Raw genomic sequence first — 19,342 nt, forward strand, 5'->3', positions numbered from 1 at the left:
TCCAACCCTAGCGTTTTCTGCCGGGCGAAACGGCACGTCCCAGGATGTGGGCAACCGGCGGGACGAGGGGGTGCACGGAGAAGCCGAAACGTTGGCACTCTTCTATCTCAAAGCCCGCGTCGGAGATTGCCTGCAGGGTGTCCCGGTTGGGATGGCAGCCCCCGGCTATCCGCTGCCAGGCGGGACTCAGCAGGTCTTCCGCGGCGGCGAACGCACCATGGCCGGAGCGTACATGCTCATAGAACGCGAGGGTTCCTCCGGGGCGCAGGACCCGGCGGATTTCTGCCAGTGCGGCGGCCGGGTGGGCCACGCTGCACAGGACGAGGCTGACAACCACACCATCGGCGCTCCCATCGGGGGACGGAATGCTTTCGGCGGAGCCCGGGTGGACCGTCACGGGGACGGAAGCAGCAGCGATCTTTGCAAGGGCAAGGCTTCGGAGGTAGTCATCGGGTTCCAGCGCCAAAACACCTGTCACGGTCGCGGGATACAGGCCGAACGTCGAACCCTCGCCCGCGCCGATTTCAACGATGCGGCCGTGGAGGCCGGCCAGCATGCTGCGGCGGTGTGCGTCGGCCCCTCGGCGGTTCATCCCGCCCACCGCGCGGGCGAAGGCCCGTGCGAAACGGGGATGCTGCAACCCTGCCGCACCCTGGCCGGGCACCGGTCCGGCGCCTGCTACCTCTGGGGAACCTGGCACCGGACTTACCGTGCCGCGTCGTCGCGCTGGAGGAACTCCAGCAGCACGCGGGCGTGGTTGATCTCCGGATCCTTGGCACCGTACAGCAGTGTCACCTGGCTGTGGCCCGCCGTGAGTTCCCTCATGGTGTCCACCGCCGGGTTGGTTTCGAGTTCGGCCTCGTAATGCTGCTTGAAGTCGGCAAACCGCTCCTGCATGTGCCCGAACTGCTTGCGGAGGGGCGGAGACGGGGCAATCTCCTTCAGCCAGAGGTCCAGGCGTGCCCGTTCTTTGCTGACGCCGCGCGGCCACAGTCTGTCCACCAGAACCCGGCAGCCGTCGTCGTTCGCGGCGTCTTCATAGATGCGCTTAATCACATAACCGCCGGCAGACTCGTCCATATGCCGCATGCTACTGCAGGTTGACGTCGCTGGCCATGAAACAATTGCTCCATGGCTGAAACACATCAGGGTACAGACACGCCCTCCACTGCCCCTATCAACGTTCCGGACAAGCCCGCCCTTGAGGGGCTCGAGGCGGCTCTTACACAGCGCTGGCTTGCCGAAGGGACCTACAAGTTCAATCCGGACACCACCCGGGAGCAGGTCTACTCGATCGACACTCCCCCGCCCACGGCATCGGGGTCGCTGCACGTGGGCCATATGTTCTCCTTCACCCAGACAGACGTCCTGGCGCGCTACCAGCGCATGATCGGGAAGAACGTTTTCTACCCGATGGGCTGGGATGACAACGGCCTGCCCACCGAGCGCCGCGTGCAGAACTACTACGGTGTGCGCTGCGATCCGGCCATCCCCTACAACGCCGGCTACCGGCCGCCCGCCGAGCCTGCGAAGAACCAGCGCGATTTCGACGTCGTCTCCCGCCGGAACTTCATCGAACTGTGTGAAGAGCTCGCCGTTGAGGACGAGAAGGTTTTCGAAAGCCTCTTCCAGACGCTCGGCCTCTCTGTTGACTGGGAACTGACGTACCGCACCATTGACGACGTTTCCCGCGAAGTGTCCCAGCGCGCCTTCCTCGCCAACCTGACCGCCGGCGACGCGTACATGGCCGAGGCACCCACGCTCTGGGACGTCACGTTCCGCACGGCCGTGGCCCAGGCTGAACTCGAAGACCGCGAGGTGGCCGGCGCGTACTACCGCTACCCGTTCTTCACCGCCGATGGCGAGAAGATCTACATCGAGACCACCCGCCCCGAGCTGCTGGCCGCCTGTGCCGCACTGGTGGCAAACCCCGACGACGAGAGGTACCAGCCGTTGTTCGGCAAGAAGGTCACATCTCCCCTCTTCGGTGTAGAGCTTGAGGTCATGCCCCACCCGCTGGCCAAGGCGGACAAGGGCTCCGGCGTCGCCATGGTGTGTACCTTCGGCGACCTCACGGACGTCACCTGGTGGCGCGAGCTGCAGCTGCCTACCCGCGCCATTGTTGGCCGCGACGGCCGCATCATCGGTGATACCCCCGAATGGATCACCACCGCTGAAGGCCGCGACGCCTTTGCGGCAATCTGCGGCAAGACAGTCTTCAGTGCCAAGGAAACCGTGGTGGAACTCCTCGCTGCCGCAGATCTGCTGGACGGCGAGCCCAAAAAGATCATGCACCCTGTCAACTTCTTCGAGAAGGGTGACAAGCCACTCGAAGTGGTCACCTCCCGCCAGTGGTACATCCGCAACGGCGGCCGGGACGCAGACCGACGCGAACGGCTGATCGCCCGCGGGCACGAGATCGACTTCCACCCGGCGTTCATGCGCTCGCGCTACGAGAACTGGATTTCCGGGCTCAACGGCGACTGGCTGGTGTCCCGCCAGCGTTTCTTCGGCGTGCCGATCCCTGTCTGGTACCCGCTGGATGCGGACGGCAACCCGAATTACGACGCCCCGGTTCTCCCCTCGGATGAATCGCTTCCCGTGGACCCTGCCGCTGACGCGGCACCGGGCTACAGCGAAGCGCAGCGCGACGTCCCCGGTGGCTTCACGGGCGACGCTGATGTGCTGGACACCTGGGCCACGTCTTCGCTGACGCCGCAGATTGTTGGCGGCTGGAGCCGGGACGAGGAACTCTTCGCGAAGGTCTACCCGTTCGACCTGCGCCCCCAGGGCCACGACATCATCCGCACCTGGCTGTTCTCTTCAGCCGTCCGCGCAGATGCCCTCCAGGACTCAGCTCCGTGGAAGCATGCGGCCATCTCCGGCTGGATCCTGGACCCGGACCGCAAGAAGATGTCCAAGTCCAAGGGCAACGTGGTGGTGCCCACCGACGTCCTGAACGAGTTCGGTTCAGACGCCGTGCGTTACTGGGCCACCTCCGCCAAACTTGGCGCGGACACCGCGTATGAGATCGCGCAGATGAAAATCGGCCGGCGCCTGGCGATCAAGCTTCTCAATGCCTCGAAGTTCGTCCTGAACCTCGGCGCCACCGAGGACTCCGTAGTCTCATCGGATCTGTCCGTACTCACCAACCCGCTGGACCGCGCCGTGCTGGCCCAGCTCTCCGACGTGGTGCTGCAGTCCACCAAGGCGTTCGAGAACTACGACTACGCCCGGGCGCTCCAGATCACCGAAAGCTTCTTCTGGCAGTTCACCGACGACTACGTGGAGCTCATCAAGGACCGTGCGTACGGCGCCGCTGGCGAGGGCGAGAAGGCCTCCGTCCTGGCCGCACTTGCCACCAGCCTGGACACGCTGTTGAGGCTCTTCGCGCCGTTCCTGCCCTTCGCTACCGAAGAGGTATGGGGCTGGTGGCGCAACGGCTCGGTACACCGCGCCGATTGGCCGGCCGCCCTGGAAATCGCCGATGGCGACACCACCATGCTCTCCACCGTGGGCGTGGCATTGAGCGGGGTCCGGAAGGCCAAGTCCGAGGCCAAGGTCAAGCAGCGCACCGAGGTTCTTTCCGCGACCATTACGGCCACGGAATCCCTCACGACGCAGCTCAAAGCGGGGCTTGGGGATCTCAAGGCTGCATCCAACGCCCGCGAGCTCACCCTTGTGGCCGGCGACGGCGAGCTGACGGTCAGCGATGTTGTGCTGGCTCCCGCGGAGGAGACTCCGCAAGCCTGACAGGCGCCGATTGGTACTTGGCCTCGTTTTTGGGCAAATTTTTGGGCAAAGGGGAAGCCCCATCAGCGTTTTGCCGTTGGTGGGGCTTCGACTTTCGGCTGTCTGGTGACGTCTTTGACAGTCTGGCGGGATCCTTGGATGTCCAGGTCTTCCTACCTCGTCACTGGTAGCTTGCATCTGACTTTGCCGATGGCTGCGTCGGATGCATATCACTGAATCTTTGGTTCCTGCGTCCCTCTTCTTTCGAAGTGGGTAAGACCCAGTATTCTCCCCCGTATTGGGATGCGCAAGAGCCCCGGTTGAACTACATCCGAGTAGTTTCACCGGGGCTCTTTACCTTACCCAGATACTAGCCGAACTCGGGGCTTTCAGTGCGGCTGCGCTTGATCTCGAAGAAGTGCGGGAACGACGCCAGCGTGACGGTGGCATCCCAGAGCCGGCCCGCCTCTTCGCCGCGGGGGATACGGGTCAGCACCGGGCCGAAAAATGCGGTGCCGTTGAAGGCAACCACCGGGGTACCTACGTCCTGTCCCACCAGGGAGATCCCCTCTTCGTGGCTGGCGCGCAACTGGGCGTCGAAGGCATCCGAGGCGGCAGCGGAGGCAAGCTCGGCCGGCAGTCCGCACTCAGCCAGAGCCTTGCTGATCACGAGGCCATAATCCTTCTGGCCACCGGCGTGGATTTCGGACCCCATGGCGTCGTACAGCGGCTTGATGACCTGATCGCCGTGCTGTTCCCGGGCGGCGATGATGACCCGAACGGGCCCCCACGCCTTGTCCATGAGTTCCCGGTATTTCGGATCCAGCTCACGGCCTTCATTCAGGACCGCGAGGCTCATCACATGCCACTCGGTCCTGATATCGCGGACCTGCTCCACTTCATCGATCCAGCGGGACGTGATCCAGGCAAAGGGGCACAGCGGATCAAACCAGAAGTCGGCCTTGTTCCGGGCAGTTTCAGACATACGTGGTCTCCTCAGAGAAAGACATCGGGGCACGGTGCACACCGGGCACACCGGGCACACCAACGTATTACAGCGATGGACTAAGCGGATTTATTCCGGCGCTTGGCCACGACGTCGTGAGCAATCATGGTGGGCTGGCCCTTGCTCAACACCACATCCGCCGTAATGACCACGCTGGCAATGTCATCGCGGCTCGGCAGGTCGAACATCACCGGAAGCAGGACTTCCTCCATGATGGCGCGCAGTCCGCGGGCACCGGTGCCGCGCTCGAGCGCCTGATCGGCAATCGCGTCCAGGGCATCGTCGTCAAACAGGAGCTCAACGCCGTCAAGCTGGAACATTTTCTGGTACTGCTTCACGAGCGCGTTTTTGGGCGTTGAGAGGATTTGAATGAGCGACTCACGGTCCAGGCTGGACACCGTGGTGATGACCGGGAGCCTGCCGATGAATTCGGGAATCAGCCCGAACTTGAGCAGATCCTCCGGCATGACCTCGCCGTAGGAATCAGCATTGTTCTTGGCCTCGTTGAGCGGGGCGCCGAAACCGATGCCCTTGCGCCCGGAGCGTGAACCGATGATCTCTTCCAGCCCGGCGAAGGCCCCGGCCACGATGAAGAGGACATTGGTGGTGTCGATCTGGATGAATTCCTGGTGCGGGTGCTTGCGCCCGCCCTGCGGCGGAACCGAAGCCACGGTGCCCTCGAGGATCTTCAGCAGGGCCTGCTGAACACCCTCGCCGGAGACATCGCGGGTGATCGAGGGGTTTTCGCTCTTGCGCGAGATTTTATCGATTTCGTCAATATAGATGATGCCCTGCTCGGCTTTTTTGACGTCATAGTCAGCGGCCTGAATGAGCTTGAGAAGAATGTTTTCGACGTCTTCACCCACATATCCGGCCTCAGTCAATGCAGTGGCGTCAGCGACGGCGAACGGGACATTCAGCCGCCGCGCCAGCGTCTGGGCAAGGTAGGTCTTTCCGCAACCGGTGGGCCCGATCAGGAGGATGTTTGACTTGGAGATCTCGACGTCGTCGTGATGGAGGCCCTCGGCAAGGCTGCCGCTCTTCGGCGCGTGGCCGGCCTGGATACGCTTGTAATGGTTGTAGACCGCGACGGCGAGGGATCGCTTGGCAGGTTCCTGGCCAATGACATATTCCTGCAGGAAATCAAAGATTTCGCGGGGCTTGGGCAGCTCGAAACTGCCCAGATCAGCGACTTCCGCGAGCTCTTCTTCAATGATCTCGTTGCAGAGTTCAATGCATTCGTCGCAGATGTAGACGCCGGGCCCGGCAATGAGCTTGCGCACCTGCTTCTGGCTCTTTCCACAGAAAGAGCACTTCAGCAGATCCGTGCTCTCGCCAATCCGAGCCATATGTGAACCCCTTAGTATCTTGCTGCTACTGCAGCTCTGCACCGATCGCTGGAATCACGGACGTAGCCTGGGATGTCCCAGCCGTGACAAGTTCCACTCTAGGTCACATTCGGCCTGATGGGTGGAAAGCGAACGCCGGTGCGGCCCAAAAATCCTGAACCGCACCGGCGCCCTGGCCGCACTGTTACTTGGTGATTGCCTGCGGCTTCATCTTGCGTGAATCAAGCACCTGGTCGATGAGTCCGTAGTCCATGGCCTCCGCCGCGGTGAGGATCTTGTCCCGTTCGATGTCATTGTTGACCTGCTCGGACGTCCTGCCTGAGTGGTGTGCCAGCGTGTCCTCTAGCCAGGAGCGCATCCGCATGACTTCGGCAGCCTGGATTTCGAGGTCCGAGGCCTGGCCGCCCTGGCCGCCCGACAATGCCGGCTGGTGGATCAGCACGCGGGCGTTCGGCAGGGCCAGCCGCTTGCCGGGCGTTCCTGCTGCCAGCAGCACAGCTGCTGCACTGGCTGCCTGGCCCAGGCAGACCGTCTGGATTTCCGGGCGGATGTACTGCATGGTGTCGTAGATGGCCGTCATGGCCGTAAACGAACCGCCGGGCGAGTTGATGTAAAGGGTGATGTCACGGTCCGGGTCCGTGGACTCGAGCACCAGCAGCTGCGCCATAACGTCATCAGCCGAGGCGTCATCCACCTGGACACCGAGGAAGATGATGCGGTCCTCAAACAGCTTGGTGTACGGGTCCTGGCGCTTGAAACCGTACGGGGTACGCTCCTCGAACTGCGGCAGCACGTAGCGGCTGGTGGGAAGATTACCGGCAGACGAGCCGAAATTGTAGTTCATGTCCATTGCTCCTGAATCCAGTTCTGTCTACGTGCCGGTTACTTGTCGCCGCTTGCGGAGTTCTGCGTTCCGCCACCGCCGGCAACCGAACCCGCGTGAGCGGCAATCTTGTCGAAGAAACCGTATTCAAGTGCGTCCACGGCCGTGAACCATTTGTCGCGGTCGTTGTCCTTGAGGATGGTCTCGACGGTCTGGCCGGTCTGATCGGCCGTCAGTTCAGCCATGACCTTCTTCATGTGCAGGATCAGTTCGGCCTGGATCTTAATGTCCGAAGCCGTTCCGCCGATGCCGCCGGACGGCTGGTGCATCAGGATGCGGGCGTTCGGGGTAGCGTAACGCTTGCCCTTGGTGCCCGAGGAGAGCAGGAACTGTCCCATGGACGCCGCAAGGCCGGTAGCCACTGTGACTACGTCATTGGGGATGAACTGCATGGTGTCGTAGATGGCCATGCCCGCGGTGACGGAGCCACCGGGAGAGTTGATGTAGAGGTAGATGTCCTTATCCGGGTTTTCCGCGGAAAGGAGCAACAGCTGGGAGCAGATCGCGTTGGCGTTTTCATCCCGTACCTCGGAACCGAGCCAGATGATGCGCTCTTTCAGCAGGCGGTTGTAGATGTAGTTGTCCTGGGCTGCGGGATCGACAGTCGCCATCCGGGGGGCCCCTGCTTGCTCTGACATGTGTACTTACCTCTCACTGGTGACGTGACATCACTGAACTTCACTACTTGGACACTAACCGTTTTCGCAGCGGATTTGTTCTCCCGAATCGCGCTGTTCGCTGACGGCGCACGATTGCCGCAGGAGCACTCCGCCGTGTGCAAAACCGCCGCTTAAAACAAGCGGCCCCCGGATCCTCAGATCCAGGGGCCGCTTGTGCAGATGAGTCTGCGGGTCCTGCTAGAACTTCACAGCTGCGGGATCGTCGCTGGGGACAACCTCGGCGGTGACGTCCTCGCCGGCTTCTGATTCGACAGCAGAAGCCTCGTCGTCGCCGCCGGGCCGGACGAAGTCGCTGAGGTCGACCTTGTTGCCCGCAGAGTCCGTGACGTCGGCCTGGCCCAGCACAACGGCCAGTGCCTTGCGGCGGCGCACCTCGGAAACCATCATGGGGACCTGGCCGCTCTGATCGATGATCTGGGCGAACTGGTTCGGTTCCATGCCGTACTGGCCGGCAGTGGTGACGATGTAGTCGATCAGCTCGTTCTGGCTGACATTGACCTCTTCCTTGTCCGCAATGGCGTCAAGGATGACCTCGTTCTGGAAGGCACGTGCGGTGTTGGCCTTGACCTCGGCGCGGTGCTCCTCGGTGTCGTGCTCGCCGTCGCCGTGGGCGTTCTCAGCCTTGAAGTGGGCCTCAAGCTGCTCTTCGACAACGGAATCCGGAACAGGAACCTCAACCAGCTCAACGAGCTTGTCCAGGACCAGGTCGCGGGCCTCAACGCCCTGCTCCACGACCTTGGAATCGGCGGCCTGCTTGGCGAGGTCACCGCGGAGCTCGGCAAGGGTGTCGAACTCCGAAGCGAGCTGGGCGAAGTCGTCGTTGGCTTCGGGGAGCTCGCGCTCCTTGACGGACTTGACCACTACTTTGACCTGCGAAGCCGAGCCAGCGTGCTCGCCGCCCACCAGTGTGGTGTCGAAGATGGAGTCTTCATCGGCACTGAGGCCGGTTACGGCCTCGTCCAGACCCTCAAGCATGGTGCCGGCGCCGACCTGGTAGGAAAGGCCCGAAGCAGAGTCAACCTCGTTGCCGTCCACAGTCGCGGTGATGTCGATGGTGAGGAAGTCGCCATCTGCAGCCGGACGGTCCACGGACTTGAGCGTGCCAAAGCGGCCGCGCAGTTCGTCCAGTGCCTTGTCAACATCTTCGTCCGAGGACTCCGCAGCAGCGACCTCAACCTTGATGCCGGCGTAGTCGGGCAGTTCCACCTCGGGACGGATGTCAACTTCGGCGTGGAACTTGAGCTCGCCGTCGGTCGACGTGGGATCCGGAACCTCGGTGATTTCAACCTCGGGACGGCTCAGGGGGCGGATGCCCGACTCTTGGACGGCAGCCTGGTACCAGCCGTTGAGGCCATCGTTGATGGCGGTTTCCAGGACGTAGCCACGGCCAACGCGCTGGTCAATCAGCTTGGAGGGGACCTTGCCCTTGCGGAAGCCAGGGACCTGGATCTGGGAAGCAACAGTCTTGTATGCCTCTTCGATGCTGGGCTTCAATTCCTCAAAAGGGACCTCAACATTGAGCTTGACCCGCGTGGGGGTGAGGTTCTCGACAGCGCTCTTCACAGTCTAAGTACTCCTGGTTTTGTGGGATGGGTTTCTGCAAACGCAATGTTCTGTCCGGACCATAAGGCCCGGGCTGCAGAGTCGGGGTGACAGGATTTGAACCTGCGACTTCCTGCTCCCAAAGCAGGTGCTCTAGCCAAGCTGAGCTACACCCCGTAAGTGCACAGGTAAGTCTACGTTCATACGGCGCGTCTTTGCACATTTGACACTGGGGCCCTGAATTAGGTTTAGTTGTATCCGGCTTCAACAGCCGCCCGGAAGATGTCCAGGAACGGTACACTTGTATCGCCTCGGCACGCCTCGGGGACGTAGCTTAGTGGTAAAGCCTCAGTCTTCCAAACTGATGATGCGGGTTCGATTCCCGTCGTCCCCTCCATGGGAACACAGTAAGAGCAACAGAAAGGGCCCCTCCGAGAGGGGCCCTTTTTTGGTTTTCTGAGGTTTTGCTTCTCGCGTTCTCAGGCGGCCTGTTGGCAGGACGGGCACCAGTAGAGTTTCCGGGCACCGAGTTCTGTCAGGGCCACAGCATTCCCGCAGACCCTGCACGGCAGCCCGTTGCGCTTGTAGACGAAATGCGCCTCATCAGTTGCCGGAAGCGGCTGGTTCCCCGTCCAGTAGCTGGGAGGGGTGGTGATAATCCTGCCGTCACGGACGCCGTCGGACATCACGGCGGCTGCGTCATCCCAGAGGAGCGCCGCTGCACGGGCGGAAAGCGAGCGGCCAGGCAGCCATGGGTCTGTCCTCTGCCTGAAAAGCACTTCCGCACGGTAGACATTGCCGACGCCGGCAATCACCTTCTGGTCCATCAGTACGGCAGCAAGCGGCGTGCGCCGGGACAGCACAGTGTCCACAAAGCGCTGACGGTCCCCCGGCCCGTTCCGCAGCGGATCCGGCCCCAGCCTTGCCAGGACGGCAGCCGCCTCCGCTTCCGTGAGGGTGGCACATGTGGTGGCGCCCCGGAGGTCAGCCCAGCCATGGGCGCTGACCAGGCGCACCCGGACGGCGCCAACGGGCTCCGGTGGACCGCTGTAGGCGGCGGACGAATCGTCGTCGAACACCTCGCGCTCCCCCACCTTCCGGGGCGCGCCGATGCTGGACGCACCGCGGAACGACTCGTCGCCGCCGAAGTTCCAGGCTCCGTAAAGGCCCAGGTGGACGTGCAGCACCAGCCCATGCTCAAAGCGCAGGAGCAGGTGCTTTCCGTGCGCGTGGCCCGCCACAAGAGCGTGGCCGTCCAGCAGCGCCGCCCCAGCAGCAAACCGCCCCTGCGGGCTGGAAACGGCAAGCGAACCGCCCGAAAATACGTCACCGAACTGCCGCGCCAGCCGGTGGACCGAGTGCCCTTCCGGCACTAGTCGATGACCTCGCCGGTGGTCTCGTAGGCGGCGATCTTGCCGATCCTGCGGATGTGGCGTTCGTCGTTGCTGAACGGTTCGGCCAGGAAGGCTTCAATAAGGGCGGTGGCCTCTTCAACGGTGTGCTGGCGGCCGCCCACGGCCACCACGTTGGCGTCGTTGTGCTCGCGGGCAAGCGTTGCCGTGGAGTGGTTCCAGGCCAGCGCGGCACGGACACCCTTGACCTTGTTGGCGGCGATCTGTTCGCCGTTGCCGGAGCCGCCCAGCACAATGCCCAGCGCATGCACTCCCGCTTCCTGGTCAGCTACCACGGCGAGCGCGGCATTGATGCAGAAGGACGGGTAGTCATCCAGGGCGTCGTAGGCCGCGGGACCGTGGTCAACAACGTCGTAGCCCTTGGCGCCCAGATGGCTGACCAGGTGGGCGCTCAGCTCCATGCCGGCGTGGTCGGTGGCGATGTGAACCCGCGGGAAGGCAGGGGATGTGGTCACGGCGGTATCCGTTCAGTCTTGAGCGTCAGATCAACGGAACCAAGCCTACTAGGACTCGGCCGCGCCGGCGGCTGGCGGCCGGTTTTCCCGGTGCGCCCGCGCTGCCACCCGGGTCAGGACCTCGGCGAGCCGGGCGGCGGACGCCGGACTTCCGCCGCTCACCGCCAGCTGGCGTCCGTCGGTTCTTCGTACCACGACGGCGGGACCGCTGCTTACGAGCATTGCGACGGTGCCGCCGTGGTTGCGGTAGCCCCAGCCGCCGTAGTCGGCGGCGCGGACATCCGCCGCACTGGCGGCCGAAATGGTGGCAGCGGGGACGTCCATGACGCGGACCAGGCCTGCCACGAAGACATGGAGCCCGGTGCGGTCCGCCTTGATGCGGGCGAAGAGGAAGGCAGCGGCCACGGCCGCGATGGCCACAAGCAGCGCGCCCAGCCAGGGGATGGCAATGGCGATCAGGGCGGCAGGAAACACCGTCGCGATGACGATCATGACAAAAACGGAACTCCGGGCATGGACCCAGAACCCGATGGAATCACCTGCCAGTTCGGGGTCGAGCTCCCTGGCCAGTACGAGCTGCAGGGCACGCTCATCCTCCGGTGACCACCGCTGGTCGGCCTTGAAAACGAAGCCCATCACAACCCCGAGCGACAGTGCGGCTCCGCTGCCGAGGGCCAGAACAGCCAGGTCCACCCGGGACTCACGTGCGTCACCAATGCCTGCCTGGCCCACCAGGCCTGCTGCCAGGACGCTGGTGACAAAAAGACACAGGGTCAGGCCTGCACCCATCATGATCCGCCGCATGATGGTTGGGCGGGAGACGGGCACCGCCTGCAACAGCACCAGCCAGCCGGCCCCGACGATCATTGCTGCGCCCACACCGACGTAAGCCGCAAACGGCGCAAAGCTTGCGCCGCCGTCGTCCGTCCAGCGGACCGCCAGAGGTTCAGGCAGTTCGGGGCGTAACAGCAAGGAACAGAACACAAACGCCGCCGCCAGCACCACGGGGAATCCCACGGCGAAGCGCAGAGCCTTGACATCCACAGCGTCCAGGAAGTTACCCATGCATTAACGCTACCCCGCCCGTCGCCGTTGAAAGCGGCGAAAGTGATCCACGCGACTTGCCAACGGCCAAAGAAGTGAAAGAATAATTTCACAGTGATGAACTGACAGTGCCGGTGCAGGCCGTGGCCCACCGGCAACCGCAACCCCTCTGGAGGCACCACCTTGCCAGGTTTGAACCTGACGCGCACCGAAGCTCGCGAGCGCGCCGATCTGATCGCAGTTGATTCCTACGATGTCAGCCTTGACCTGACCAAAGGCGAGAAAGTCTTTGGCTCGACAACCACCGTGAAATTCACCGCAGCGGCCGGGTCCTCGACTTTTATCGATGCCATTACGCACGAAGTACACAGCGTCACGCTCAACGGCCGCGAACTGGATCCGTCAGTGGTGGCCGACGGTGTCCGGATCCAGCTGTCCGGCCTGGCTGTCGCCAACGAGCTCACAGTGGTGGCCGACGCGCCATACATGAACACCGGCGAGGGCCTGCACCGTTTTGTGGATCCGGTGGACAACGAGGTCTACCTCTACACGCAGTTCGAGGTTCCCGACTCCCGGCGGATGTTCGCCGTCTTCGAGCAGCCGGATCTGAAGGCGACGTTCGCTTTCACGGTGACGGCGCCGTCGCATTGGGACCTCATCTCCAACTCCCCCACCCCTGCCCCGTCCGAGGCAACGCCCGGCGGCGACGGCGGCGCACGCTCCGTCTGGAAGTTTCCTTCCACGCCCAGGCTCTCCTCTTACGTCACAGCGCTGATCGCCGGCCCGTACCAGTCGGTCCGCAGCGAGGTGGCCGGTGCTGATGGCCGCATCACCCCGCTGGGCATCTTTGCCCGGAAGTCCCTCATGCAGTACCTGGACGCGGACAACATCTTTGAACTCACCCGGCAGGGATTCGAGTTCTACGAGGCGCAGTTCGGCTGCCCGTACCCGTTCGAGAAGTACGACCAGCTGTTCGTGCCGGAGTTCAACGCCGGCGCCATGGAAAACGCCGGTGCCGTGACCATTCTGGAAGGCTATGTGTTCCGCGGGAACGTCACCGGCGCCCAGGTTGAACGCCGCGCCATCACGGTGCTCCACGAGCTCGCCCACATGTGGTTCGGCGACCTGGTCACCATGCGCTGGTGGAACGACCTCTGGCTCAACGAATCCTTCGCCGAGTACATGTCGCACCTGGCCGCGGTGGAAAACACCGGGTTTGACCATGCCTGGACCACTTTCGCCTCGGTGGAGAAGTCCTGGGCCTACCGCCAGGACCAGCTGCCCACCACGCACCCCATCTTCGCCGAGATCAATGACCTTCAGGACGTGGAGGTCAACTTCGATGGCATCACGTATGCCAAGGGCGCTTCCGTGCTGCGCCAGCTTGTTGCCTGGGTGGGCCCGGAGGAGTTCATGTCCGGCGTCCGGGAGTACTTCCGGAAGCACGCGTGGAAGAACACCGAACTCAGCGATCTGATGGTGGAGCTGGAGGCAGCCAGCGGCCGCGACCTCGATCAGTGGGGGAAGCTGTGGCTGGAGACGGCAGGCGTGAATACCCTCAAGCCCGAGCTCACAGTGGATGCGGACGGCAACATCTCCTCGTTCGCCATTCTGCAGTCAGCCATTGCGGAGCAGCCCACCATCCGCCCGCACCGGCTGGCGGTGGGCTTCTACAACGTCACGGACGCCGGGAAGCTGGAGCGCGTCCACCGGGAAGAGCTGGACGTGGACGGCGAGCGCACGGACGTTCCCAAACTTGCAGGGCACGCACAGCCTGACCTGATCCTCATCAACGACGACGACCTCGCCTACGCCAAGGTCCGCCTCGATGAAAAATCACTCACAACGGCAAAGGCACACCTGAAGGATTTCAGCGAGAGCCTGCCACGCACTCTCGTGTGGAACTCAGCCTGGGATGCCGCCCGTGATGGCGAGACCCCGGCCCGCGGCTACGTTGAACTGATTCTGGCCAACATCGCTGAGGAATCCGATTCCTCCGTGATCCTTGTCCAGCTCCGCCAGCTTGCCACCACCCTGAATTTCTACGTTTCGGCGGAGCACCGCGAGGCAACCGCCGTAGCCGCCACTGACCGGCTGTGGGAGCTCGCGTCCACGGTCCCGGCCGGATCCGATTCGCAGCTGCAGTTCGTCAAGTCCTACGCGCTGCTCGCCCGCAGCGCCGGGCAGTTGGATACCGCAGCCGGCCTGATGGACGGATCCGTTGCCCTCGATGGACTCACAGTGGATCAGGACCTGCGCTGGGAACTCCTGGCTTCGCTGGTGGCCGGCGGCCGGTTCGGCCAGGGGCAGATCGACGCCGAACTGGAACGGGACAACACTTCCAGCGGGCAAAACGCAGCTGCACTTGCCAAGGCTGCCATCCCCACTCCGGAAGCCAAGGCGGCAGCCTGGGAATCCATTGTGGTCAAGGGCGAGTTGTCCAACGCGCTCCAGGGATCGGCCGTGGCCGGCTTCGCCCGAGTGCTGGACCCATCGCTGCTGGAGCCCTACACGAACAAGTACTTCGACGCCGTTACCGGGGTTGTTGCAGACCGGACCCACGCACTGGCCCAACAGATCGTCGTCGGGCTTTACCCGTCCCAGCTGACCACCCAGGCCACCGTGGACCGGACCGATAAATTCCTGGCCACATTGCCGGAAGAAAGTGCCGCTCTCCGGCGCATGATGCTGGAAAACCGCGACGGCGTTGCCAGGGCATTGCGGGCACGCCAGGCTGATGCCTAAAGCCATGAGCCTGGACGAGCACAACTATTCCCTGACGGTCCGCTGGACCGGCAATCTGGGCAACGGCACGTCGTCTTATAGGGAATACTCCCGGGACCACGACGTCGAGATCCCAGGACTGCCGGTACTCAAGGGCTCCGCTGATCCCTCGTTCCACGGGGATGGGACCAGGTACAACCCGGAGCAGCTGCTATTGGCCGCGCTGGCACAGTGCCACCTGCTGTCGTTCCTGCACATCGCGGTCAAAACCGGTGTGGTGGTCACAGCCTATGAGGACAAGGCGACCGGCATGATGCGGCTAAACCGCGACGGCAGCGGTCAGTTCGAAAGCGTCACGCTGAACCCGCACGTGACGGTTGCCGATCCTGCGCACGTGGATCTGGTGGAGGGGATGCACCATGAGGCCAACAGGGTCTGCTTCATCGCCCGGAGCGTGAACTTCCCGGTGATGCACACACCCACCACCACGGCCGCCGCCTGACAGGCCCTCAGCTGAGCAGCCTGTCAGCTGTCCTCAAGCTCGCGGATCAGCCGGATCTCGGCTTCCGGCGAGAGCCCGGCCTTCCGGTCCCGCCACAGTCCCGTGCGACGTTCGTCGTCGAGCGTGTCCCTGAGAGTTTCCTGCCAGGGCCTAAGGACGAGGCCGGCGGCTTTGGCTGCGCTGTTCGAGCGTGCCGAGAATCCTTCATGGCCCGGCGGAAGCCACAGCGGCAGGGAATCGGGGCCTGCCCAGTAGCCGGCGCCGTGGTCAACGAGCCATTCCTCGGACGCAGGCACAGCATGGGTCAGGTTCCCGGCGAGGCGGCGCGACTCGTCGATGTACTCGCCGAACGGCACAACATCACCCAGGGCATTTAGCGGGCCCCTGGTCTTTTGTTCTGCCGCCTTGAGGATCCAGGCCGCCAGATCCCGGACGTCGATGATCTGCGTTGCGTGGTCGGGGATGTCCGGAATCAGCGCGGGATCCTCGTCCCGCGCGAACCGGGCCGGCCAGTAGCCATAGCGGTCCGTAGCATCATGGGGGCCGCCGATCAGCCCTGCACGGCAGAGATGGGCTTTGTCTCCGGCGAGGTCGGTGGTGGCCTGTTCGATCGCCGATTTCGCTTCCCCGTAGTTTTCCGGCGTGAACTCCGTCCCTTTCTCAAGGGGAGGCAAGAGCCCGGCACCCTCCGTGGCGCCCGGCGTTGAGTGATCGGCGTAGACCGAACAACTCGACACAAACGTCCAATGCCCCGCACGGGCTGCCAGAGCCCGGAGTGCGTCTCCGGCCTGCTCCGGGTCCCGGGCCACATCGATCACTGCATCCCACTCCCCGGTGGCTGCCGTGTAGGCGTCCGCGCCCAGCGAACGGTCGGCCCGCAGCCAGGCCGCTCCCCCCGGTGGTTCGGTGGCCGTGCCGCGGGCAAGGCACGTAACGTGGTGGCCCGCGGCGATGGCCTGGCGGGCAATTTCAGCGGACAGGAAGGCGGTTCCGCCCAGAATCAGAATGCGCATGTGGCCACGCTACGGCGCTAGGGTTGAAGGAGAACAGAGTGTTATGCGCCCGGCGAACGCCGGCAGACCACGCCGGCTGACGCCGGAGAGCAGCAAGGAGCAACCCTGCAGATGTACAGCACGTTTTCAATCGCCCCGCCCATCAACTCAGCTCCCCAGGGACTGAGCGTCCCGGGAATCCTGATCAGCATCGGGGTGGGAGTTGCCCTGTGGCTGCTGGCGAGCCTGGTGATATCCCGGATTACGAAGCGCGTAGCCGCCGGAACAACCTTTTTCAAGAAACCCCATTTTAAGTGGGTAGCACCGGCCCTGCGGGTCCTCGACCACGAGCGCCGTGTCCAGCGGGCGAACTCCATCGGTTCGTTGCTCAACAGCGTGGTGGGTGTGGTCATCGTGGTGATCACCGCCATCTACGTACTCAAGAACCTTGACGTGGACGTGGCGCCGTTGCTGACCAGCGTCGGCATCCTGGGCATTGCCATCGGTTTCGGCGCCCAGCAGCTGATCCGCGACTTCTTGGCCGGCATCTTCATCACCATCGAGGACCAGTACGGGATCGGCGACACCATCGAGACGAGCGAGGTGGTGGGAACTGTAGAATCCATCGGCCTGCGGATCACCCGGGTGCGTTCCGAAGACGGCGCCGTCTGGTACCTGCGCAACGGTGAGATCCTGCGTGTAGGCAACCGCTCCCAGGGCAACTACGTGCCCGTGGTGGAGACGGCTGATATTGACCCCGAGCAGACCTCGACAGACCAGAAGGCAGGAGATTAGCCATGACTCCCGATCCCCAGCCGCCAAGGCAGCTGATGCAGAACGATCCCTTCAGCCAGCCCGGCTACACCGATAATTTCTACAACGCCGTGGGCGGCCACGAGACGTTCGTGAAGCTCATCGATGTGTTCTACGACGGTGTGGCGGGCGACCCCCTGCTGCGCGCGATGTACCCGGAAGAGGATCTGGGCCCGGCGAAGCGGCGCTTCCTGATGTTCCTGGAACAGTATTGGGGCGGCCCGACCACGTACGGCGAGGAACGCGGGCATCCGCGGCTCCGGATGCGCCACATGCCGTTCCGTGTCACGCCTGAGGCGAAAGACCGGTGGCTGCTCCACATGCGCACCGCTGTGGACGCGCTGGAGCTGCCGCCGCTGCAGGAGGGCACGCTGTGGGATTACATGGAGCGTGCCGCGCTGTCCATGGTGAACAGCGCTTCCGACACCTGAGCGGAATCGCTCAGAGGCCCAACCCTGCACCCGCCCGCGCGAGCACATGCCCCCGGCTTCCGCTGAGACGGAACCAGCGGCCTGAACGGTAGAGCTGCTGTTCATCGTTTCCGAGGAACCCCAGCGTGAGGGCGGCGAAGGCCGCACCGGAAGGCAGTCCGCTGAGGCCGTCCACTTCACGGCCCCAGACAGCGGCCCGGGCATTGTTGACAATCAGGGCGCCGGGCTTGTCCGGCACAATGCCGGCCACTTCGGCAATTCCGGCCTCTGCTGCCTGCCGCAGTATTGCGTCCGTGACTGAGCCGATCAGCTCCCAGCCGCCCCTCGGCGCGCTGACTCCCGCCCACGGCTCCGTGACGGTCGACGGCGGCACCGGAAGTTCGGCGTCGTTCTCGCCGGCCCGGGCCAGCCGGTCAAGGACCGCCGAAAGCGGTACGGTGACATCCGCGCTGGACGGCTCTGCCAGCGCCATGGTGCGCAGACCGAGAATCGTGGGCGTGGATTCCCCGAGGAGCCTTGGCCGGAGAATGCAGACGTAAGCGGCCAACACGGAACCCGAGGCCTGAAGCCGGATGGCGCCGTCGTCTATGGCCTTTGCGCGCGTGGCGTAGTTGCGGAGATCGGCAAGATCGCGGGGATCGGCGAACCGGAAGAACCGGGAGAGGAGGTCAGACACATTAAGGACTCTACCGGTTTGGCTCCGGTTGAGCCGTGCCGGGGCTGCGTCTAGAGTCAAACCATGACAGAAGCGGAAGCCGGTTTGCAGGCGTTGCCCTCCCAGGACCCCACCTCCTCCCTCATTGATCTTCTTGATCTTGGCGAGCTGGACGGTGCCCGTACTGACGAAGACATCTTCATGGGCCCTTCCCAGAAGCAACCCCACCAGCGGGTGTTTGGCGGGCAGGTGCTGGCCCAGTCGCTGATTGCCGGAATCAGGACTGTTGACGCCGGGCGCCCGGTGCATTCAATGCACGGCTATTTCCTGCGTCCCGGCGACGCCAACAAACCCATTACGTTCGGCGTGCAGCGGCTACGTGACGGCCGGTCGTTTTCCGCGCGCCGGGTCCACGCCTATCAGGACGGCATGCCCATCCTGTCCATGATTGCCTCGTTCCAGGACGAAGACGAAGGAATCGAACACCAGTCGGTCATGCCGACGGGAATCCCGGATCCCGAGTCGCTGCCCAGCACCGCGGATCTGCTGGGAAAGTTCGACCACCCCGTAGCCAGGCACTGGGCCTACGAGCGGCCGTTCGATATCCGGCACATCGACCCCGCGCTCTATGTTTCCGCCAAGGGGAAAAAGGAAGCACGCAATGCGGTGTGGATGAAGACCTTCGGCCCCATGCCCGATGACCCCAACATGCACCGCGCCGCACTTGCCTACGCGAGTGACTACACGCTGCTGGAGTCGATTCTGCGCAAACACGGCCTGAGCTGGATTACGCCGGGCATGAGTGTTGCCAGCCTGGACCATGCCATGTGGTGGCACCGCCCGGTACGGGTGGATGAATGGCTGCTGTACGTCCAGGAATCCCCCAGCGCGCAGGGTGCCCGCGGGCTGGCTTCCGGCAAGATCTTCAACCGCGCAGGCCAGCATGTGGCTTCCGTGGCCCAGGAAGGGATGGTCCGGGTTCCCACGGACCTCAAAAACAAGGTGGTGGGCGCGGTGCAGTCCGCCGTCATGCAGCACCAGATCCGCAAGGCGGAACGGGACTGACTGTTTCCCGGACATACAACAACCAGGCATACGAAAGGCCGGCCCCCGTTGCGGGGG

General features: G+C 63.7%; 18 protein-coding genes and 2 tRNA genes. 7 read left to right on the forward strand and 13 right to left on the reverse strand.

Features of this window, described 5'->3' with window-relative positions; genetic code table 11:
* Positions 1-7: 7 nt before the first annotated feature.
* Positions 8-700: a class I SAM-dependent methyltransferase gene (locus tag V3C33_09895; GenBank protein ID XAS69527.1), complete on the reverse strand. Its 693-nt coding sequence runs from the start codon at positions 698-700 to the stop codon at positions 8-10.
* A gap of 5 nt (positions 701-705) precedes the next feature.
* Positions 706-1,080, reverse strand: a complete 375-nt coding sequence (locus V3C33_09900) for a DUF488 domain-containing protein (protein XAS69528.1) — start codon at positions 1,078-1,080, stop codon at positions 706-708.
* Between the two features lie 51 nt (positions 1,081-1,131).
* Here V3C33_09900 and valS point away from each other — a divergent pair, with 51 nt between their 5' ends.
* Positions 1,132-3,753 (forward strand): valine--tRNA ligase, encoded by a 2,622-nt coding sequence (gene valS, locus V3C33_09905; GenBank protein XAS69529.1) that lies wholly within the window; start codon positions 1,132-1,134, stop codon positions 3,751-3,753.
* Positions 3,754-4,102: 349 nt separating this feature from the next.
* Here valS and V3C33_09910 read toward each other — a convergent pair whose 3' ends face one another.
* The 6 genes from V3C33_09910 to V3C33_09935 all read right to left on the reverse strand — a co-directional run bounded on the left by V3C33_09910 (position 4,103) and on the right by V3C33_09935 (position 9,369).
* Positions 4,103-4,717, reverse strand: a complete 615-nt coding sequence (locus V3C33_09910) for a DsbA family protein (GenBank protein XAS69530.1) — start codon at positions 4,715-4,717, stop codon at positions 4,103-4,105.
* 80 nt (positions 4,718-4,797) lie between these two features.
* Positions 4,798-6,087, reverse strand: a complete 1,290-nt coding sequence (gene clpX, locus V3C33_09915) for an ATP-dependent Clp protease ATP-binding subunit ClpX (GenBank protein XAS69531.1) — start codon at positions 6,085-6,087, stop codon at positions 4,798-4,800.
* Positions 6,088-6,271: 184 nt separating this feature from the next.
* A complete protein-coding gene (locus V3C33_09920; protein XAS69532.1) occupies positions 6,272-6,931 on the reverse strand; it encodes an ATP-dependent Clp protease proteolytic subunit in 660 nt (219 codons plus the stop codon).
* A gap of 38 nt (positions 6,932-6,969) precedes the next feature.
* Entirely contained in the window at positions 6,970-7,581 is a 612-nt protein-coding gene (locus tag V3C33_09925; GenBank protein XAS69710.1) for an ATP-dependent Clp protease proteolytic subunit, read from the reverse strand.
* A 246-nt stretch (positions 7,582-7,827) separates the two neighbouring features.
* Positions 7,828-9,213, reverse strand: coding sequence for a trigger factor (gene tig / locus V3C33_09930; protein XAS69533.1), 1,386 nt, complete (start codon positions 9,211-9,213; stop codon positions 7,828-7,830).
* Between the two features lie 81 nt (positions 9,214-9,294).
* Positions 9,295-9,369 (reverse strand) — tRNA-Pro (locus tag V3C33_09935).
* 146 nt (positions 9,370-9,515) lie between these two features.
* On the opposite strand from V3C33_09935, the gene V3C33_09940 reads away from it, so the two are divergent.
* Positions 9,516-9,589 (forward strand) — tRNA-Gly (locus V3C33_09940).
* Between the two features lie 82 nt (positions 9,590-9,671).
* Here the strand turns inward: V3C33_09940 and V3C33_09945 are convergent.
* The 3 genes from V3C33_09945 to V3C33_09955 are packed head-to-tail and all read right to left on the reverse strand — an operon-like array spanning position 9,672 to position 12,124.
* Positions 9,672-10,565: a DNA-formamidopyrimidine glycosylase family protein gene (locus V3C33_09945; protein XAS69534.1), complete on the reverse strand. Its 894-nt coding sequence runs from the start codon at positions 10,563-10,565 to the stop codon at positions 9,672-9,674.
* A complete protein-coding gene (locus V3C33_09950; protein XAS69535.1) occupies positions 10,565-11,059 on the reverse strand; it encodes a ribose-5-phosphate isomerase in 495 nt (164 codons plus the stop codon). Before V3C33_09950 ends, V3C33_09945 begins: the two co-directional genes overlap by 1 nt.
* A gap of 48 nt (positions 11,060-11,107) precedes the next feature.
* Positions 11,108-12,124: a hypothetical protein gene (locus V3C33_09955; GenBank protein XAS69536.1), complete on the reverse strand. Its 1,017-nt coding sequence runs from the start codon at positions 12,122-12,124 to the stop codon at positions 11,108-11,110.
* 162 nt (positions 12,125-12,286) lie between these two features.
* Here V3C33_09955 and pepN point away from each other — a divergent pair, with 162 nt between their 5' ends.
* Positions 12,287-14,848 carry an aminopeptidase N gene (gene pepN, locus V3C33_09960; GenBank protein XAS69537.1) on the forward strand — a complete coding sequence of 854 codons (2,562 nt, stop codon included), beginning with the start codon at positions 12,287-12,289 and terminating at the stop codon, positions 14,846-14,848.
* A 4-nt stretch (positions 14,849-14,852) separates the two neighbouring features.
* Complete coding sequence (locus V3C33_09965) at positions 14,853-15,329, forward strand: OsmC family protein (GenBank protein XAS69711.1); 477 nt, start codon at positions 14,853-14,855, stop codon at positions 15,327-15,329.
* A gap of 23 nt (positions 15,330-15,352) precedes the next feature.
* Here the strand turns inward: V3C33_09965 and V3C33_09970 are convergent, their stop codons facing one another.
* Positions 15,353-16,342 (reverse strand): NAD-dependent epimerase/dehydratase family protein, encoded by a 990-nt coding sequence (locus V3C33_09970; protein ID XAS69538.1) that lies wholly within the window; start codon positions 16,340-16,342, stop codon positions 15,353-15,355.
* A 111-nt stretch (positions 16,343-16,453) separates the two neighbouring features.
* On the opposite strand from V3C33_09970, the gene V3C33_09975 reads away from it, so the two are divergent.
* Positions 16,454-17,116 carry a mechanosensitive ion channel domain-containing protein gene (locus V3C33_09975; GenBank protein ID XAS69539.1) on the forward strand — a complete coding sequence of 221 codons (663 nt, stop codon included), beginning with the start codon at positions 16,454-16,456 and terminating at the stop codon, positions 17,114-17,116.
* A gap of 2 nt (positions 17,117-17,118) precedes the next feature.
* Entirely contained in the window at positions 17,119-17,565 is a 447-nt protein-coding gene (locus V3C33_09980; GenBank protein XAS69540.1) for a globin, read from the forward strand.
* 10 nt (positions 17,566-17,575) lie between these two features.
* On the opposite strand, the gene V3C33_09985 is transcribed toward V3C33_09980, so the two are convergent.
* The gene (locus tag V3C33_09985; protein ID XAS69541.1) at positions 17,576-18,241 is read right to left on the reverse strand and encodes a hypothetical protein; all 666 of its coding nucleotides are present in this window, start codon (positions 18,239-18,241) and stop codon (positions 17,576-17,578) included.
* A 63-nt stretch (positions 18,242-18,304) separates the two neighbouring features.
* Here V3C33_09985 and V3C33_09990 point away from each other — a divergent pair, with 63 nt between their 5' ends.
* Complete coding sequence (locus tag V3C33_09990; GenBank protein XAS69542.1) at positions 18,305-19,285, forward strand: acyl-CoA thioesterase II; 981 nt, start codon at positions 18,305-18,307, stop codon at positions 19,283-19,285.
* The last annotated feature ends 57 nt before the right edge of the window (positions 19,286-19,342 follow it).

Source organism: Micrococcaceae bacterium Sec5.7 (assembly GCA_039636785.1).
Taxonomy (GTDB): Bacteria; Actinomycetota; Actinomycetes; order Actinomycetales; family Micrococcaceae; genus Arthrobacter.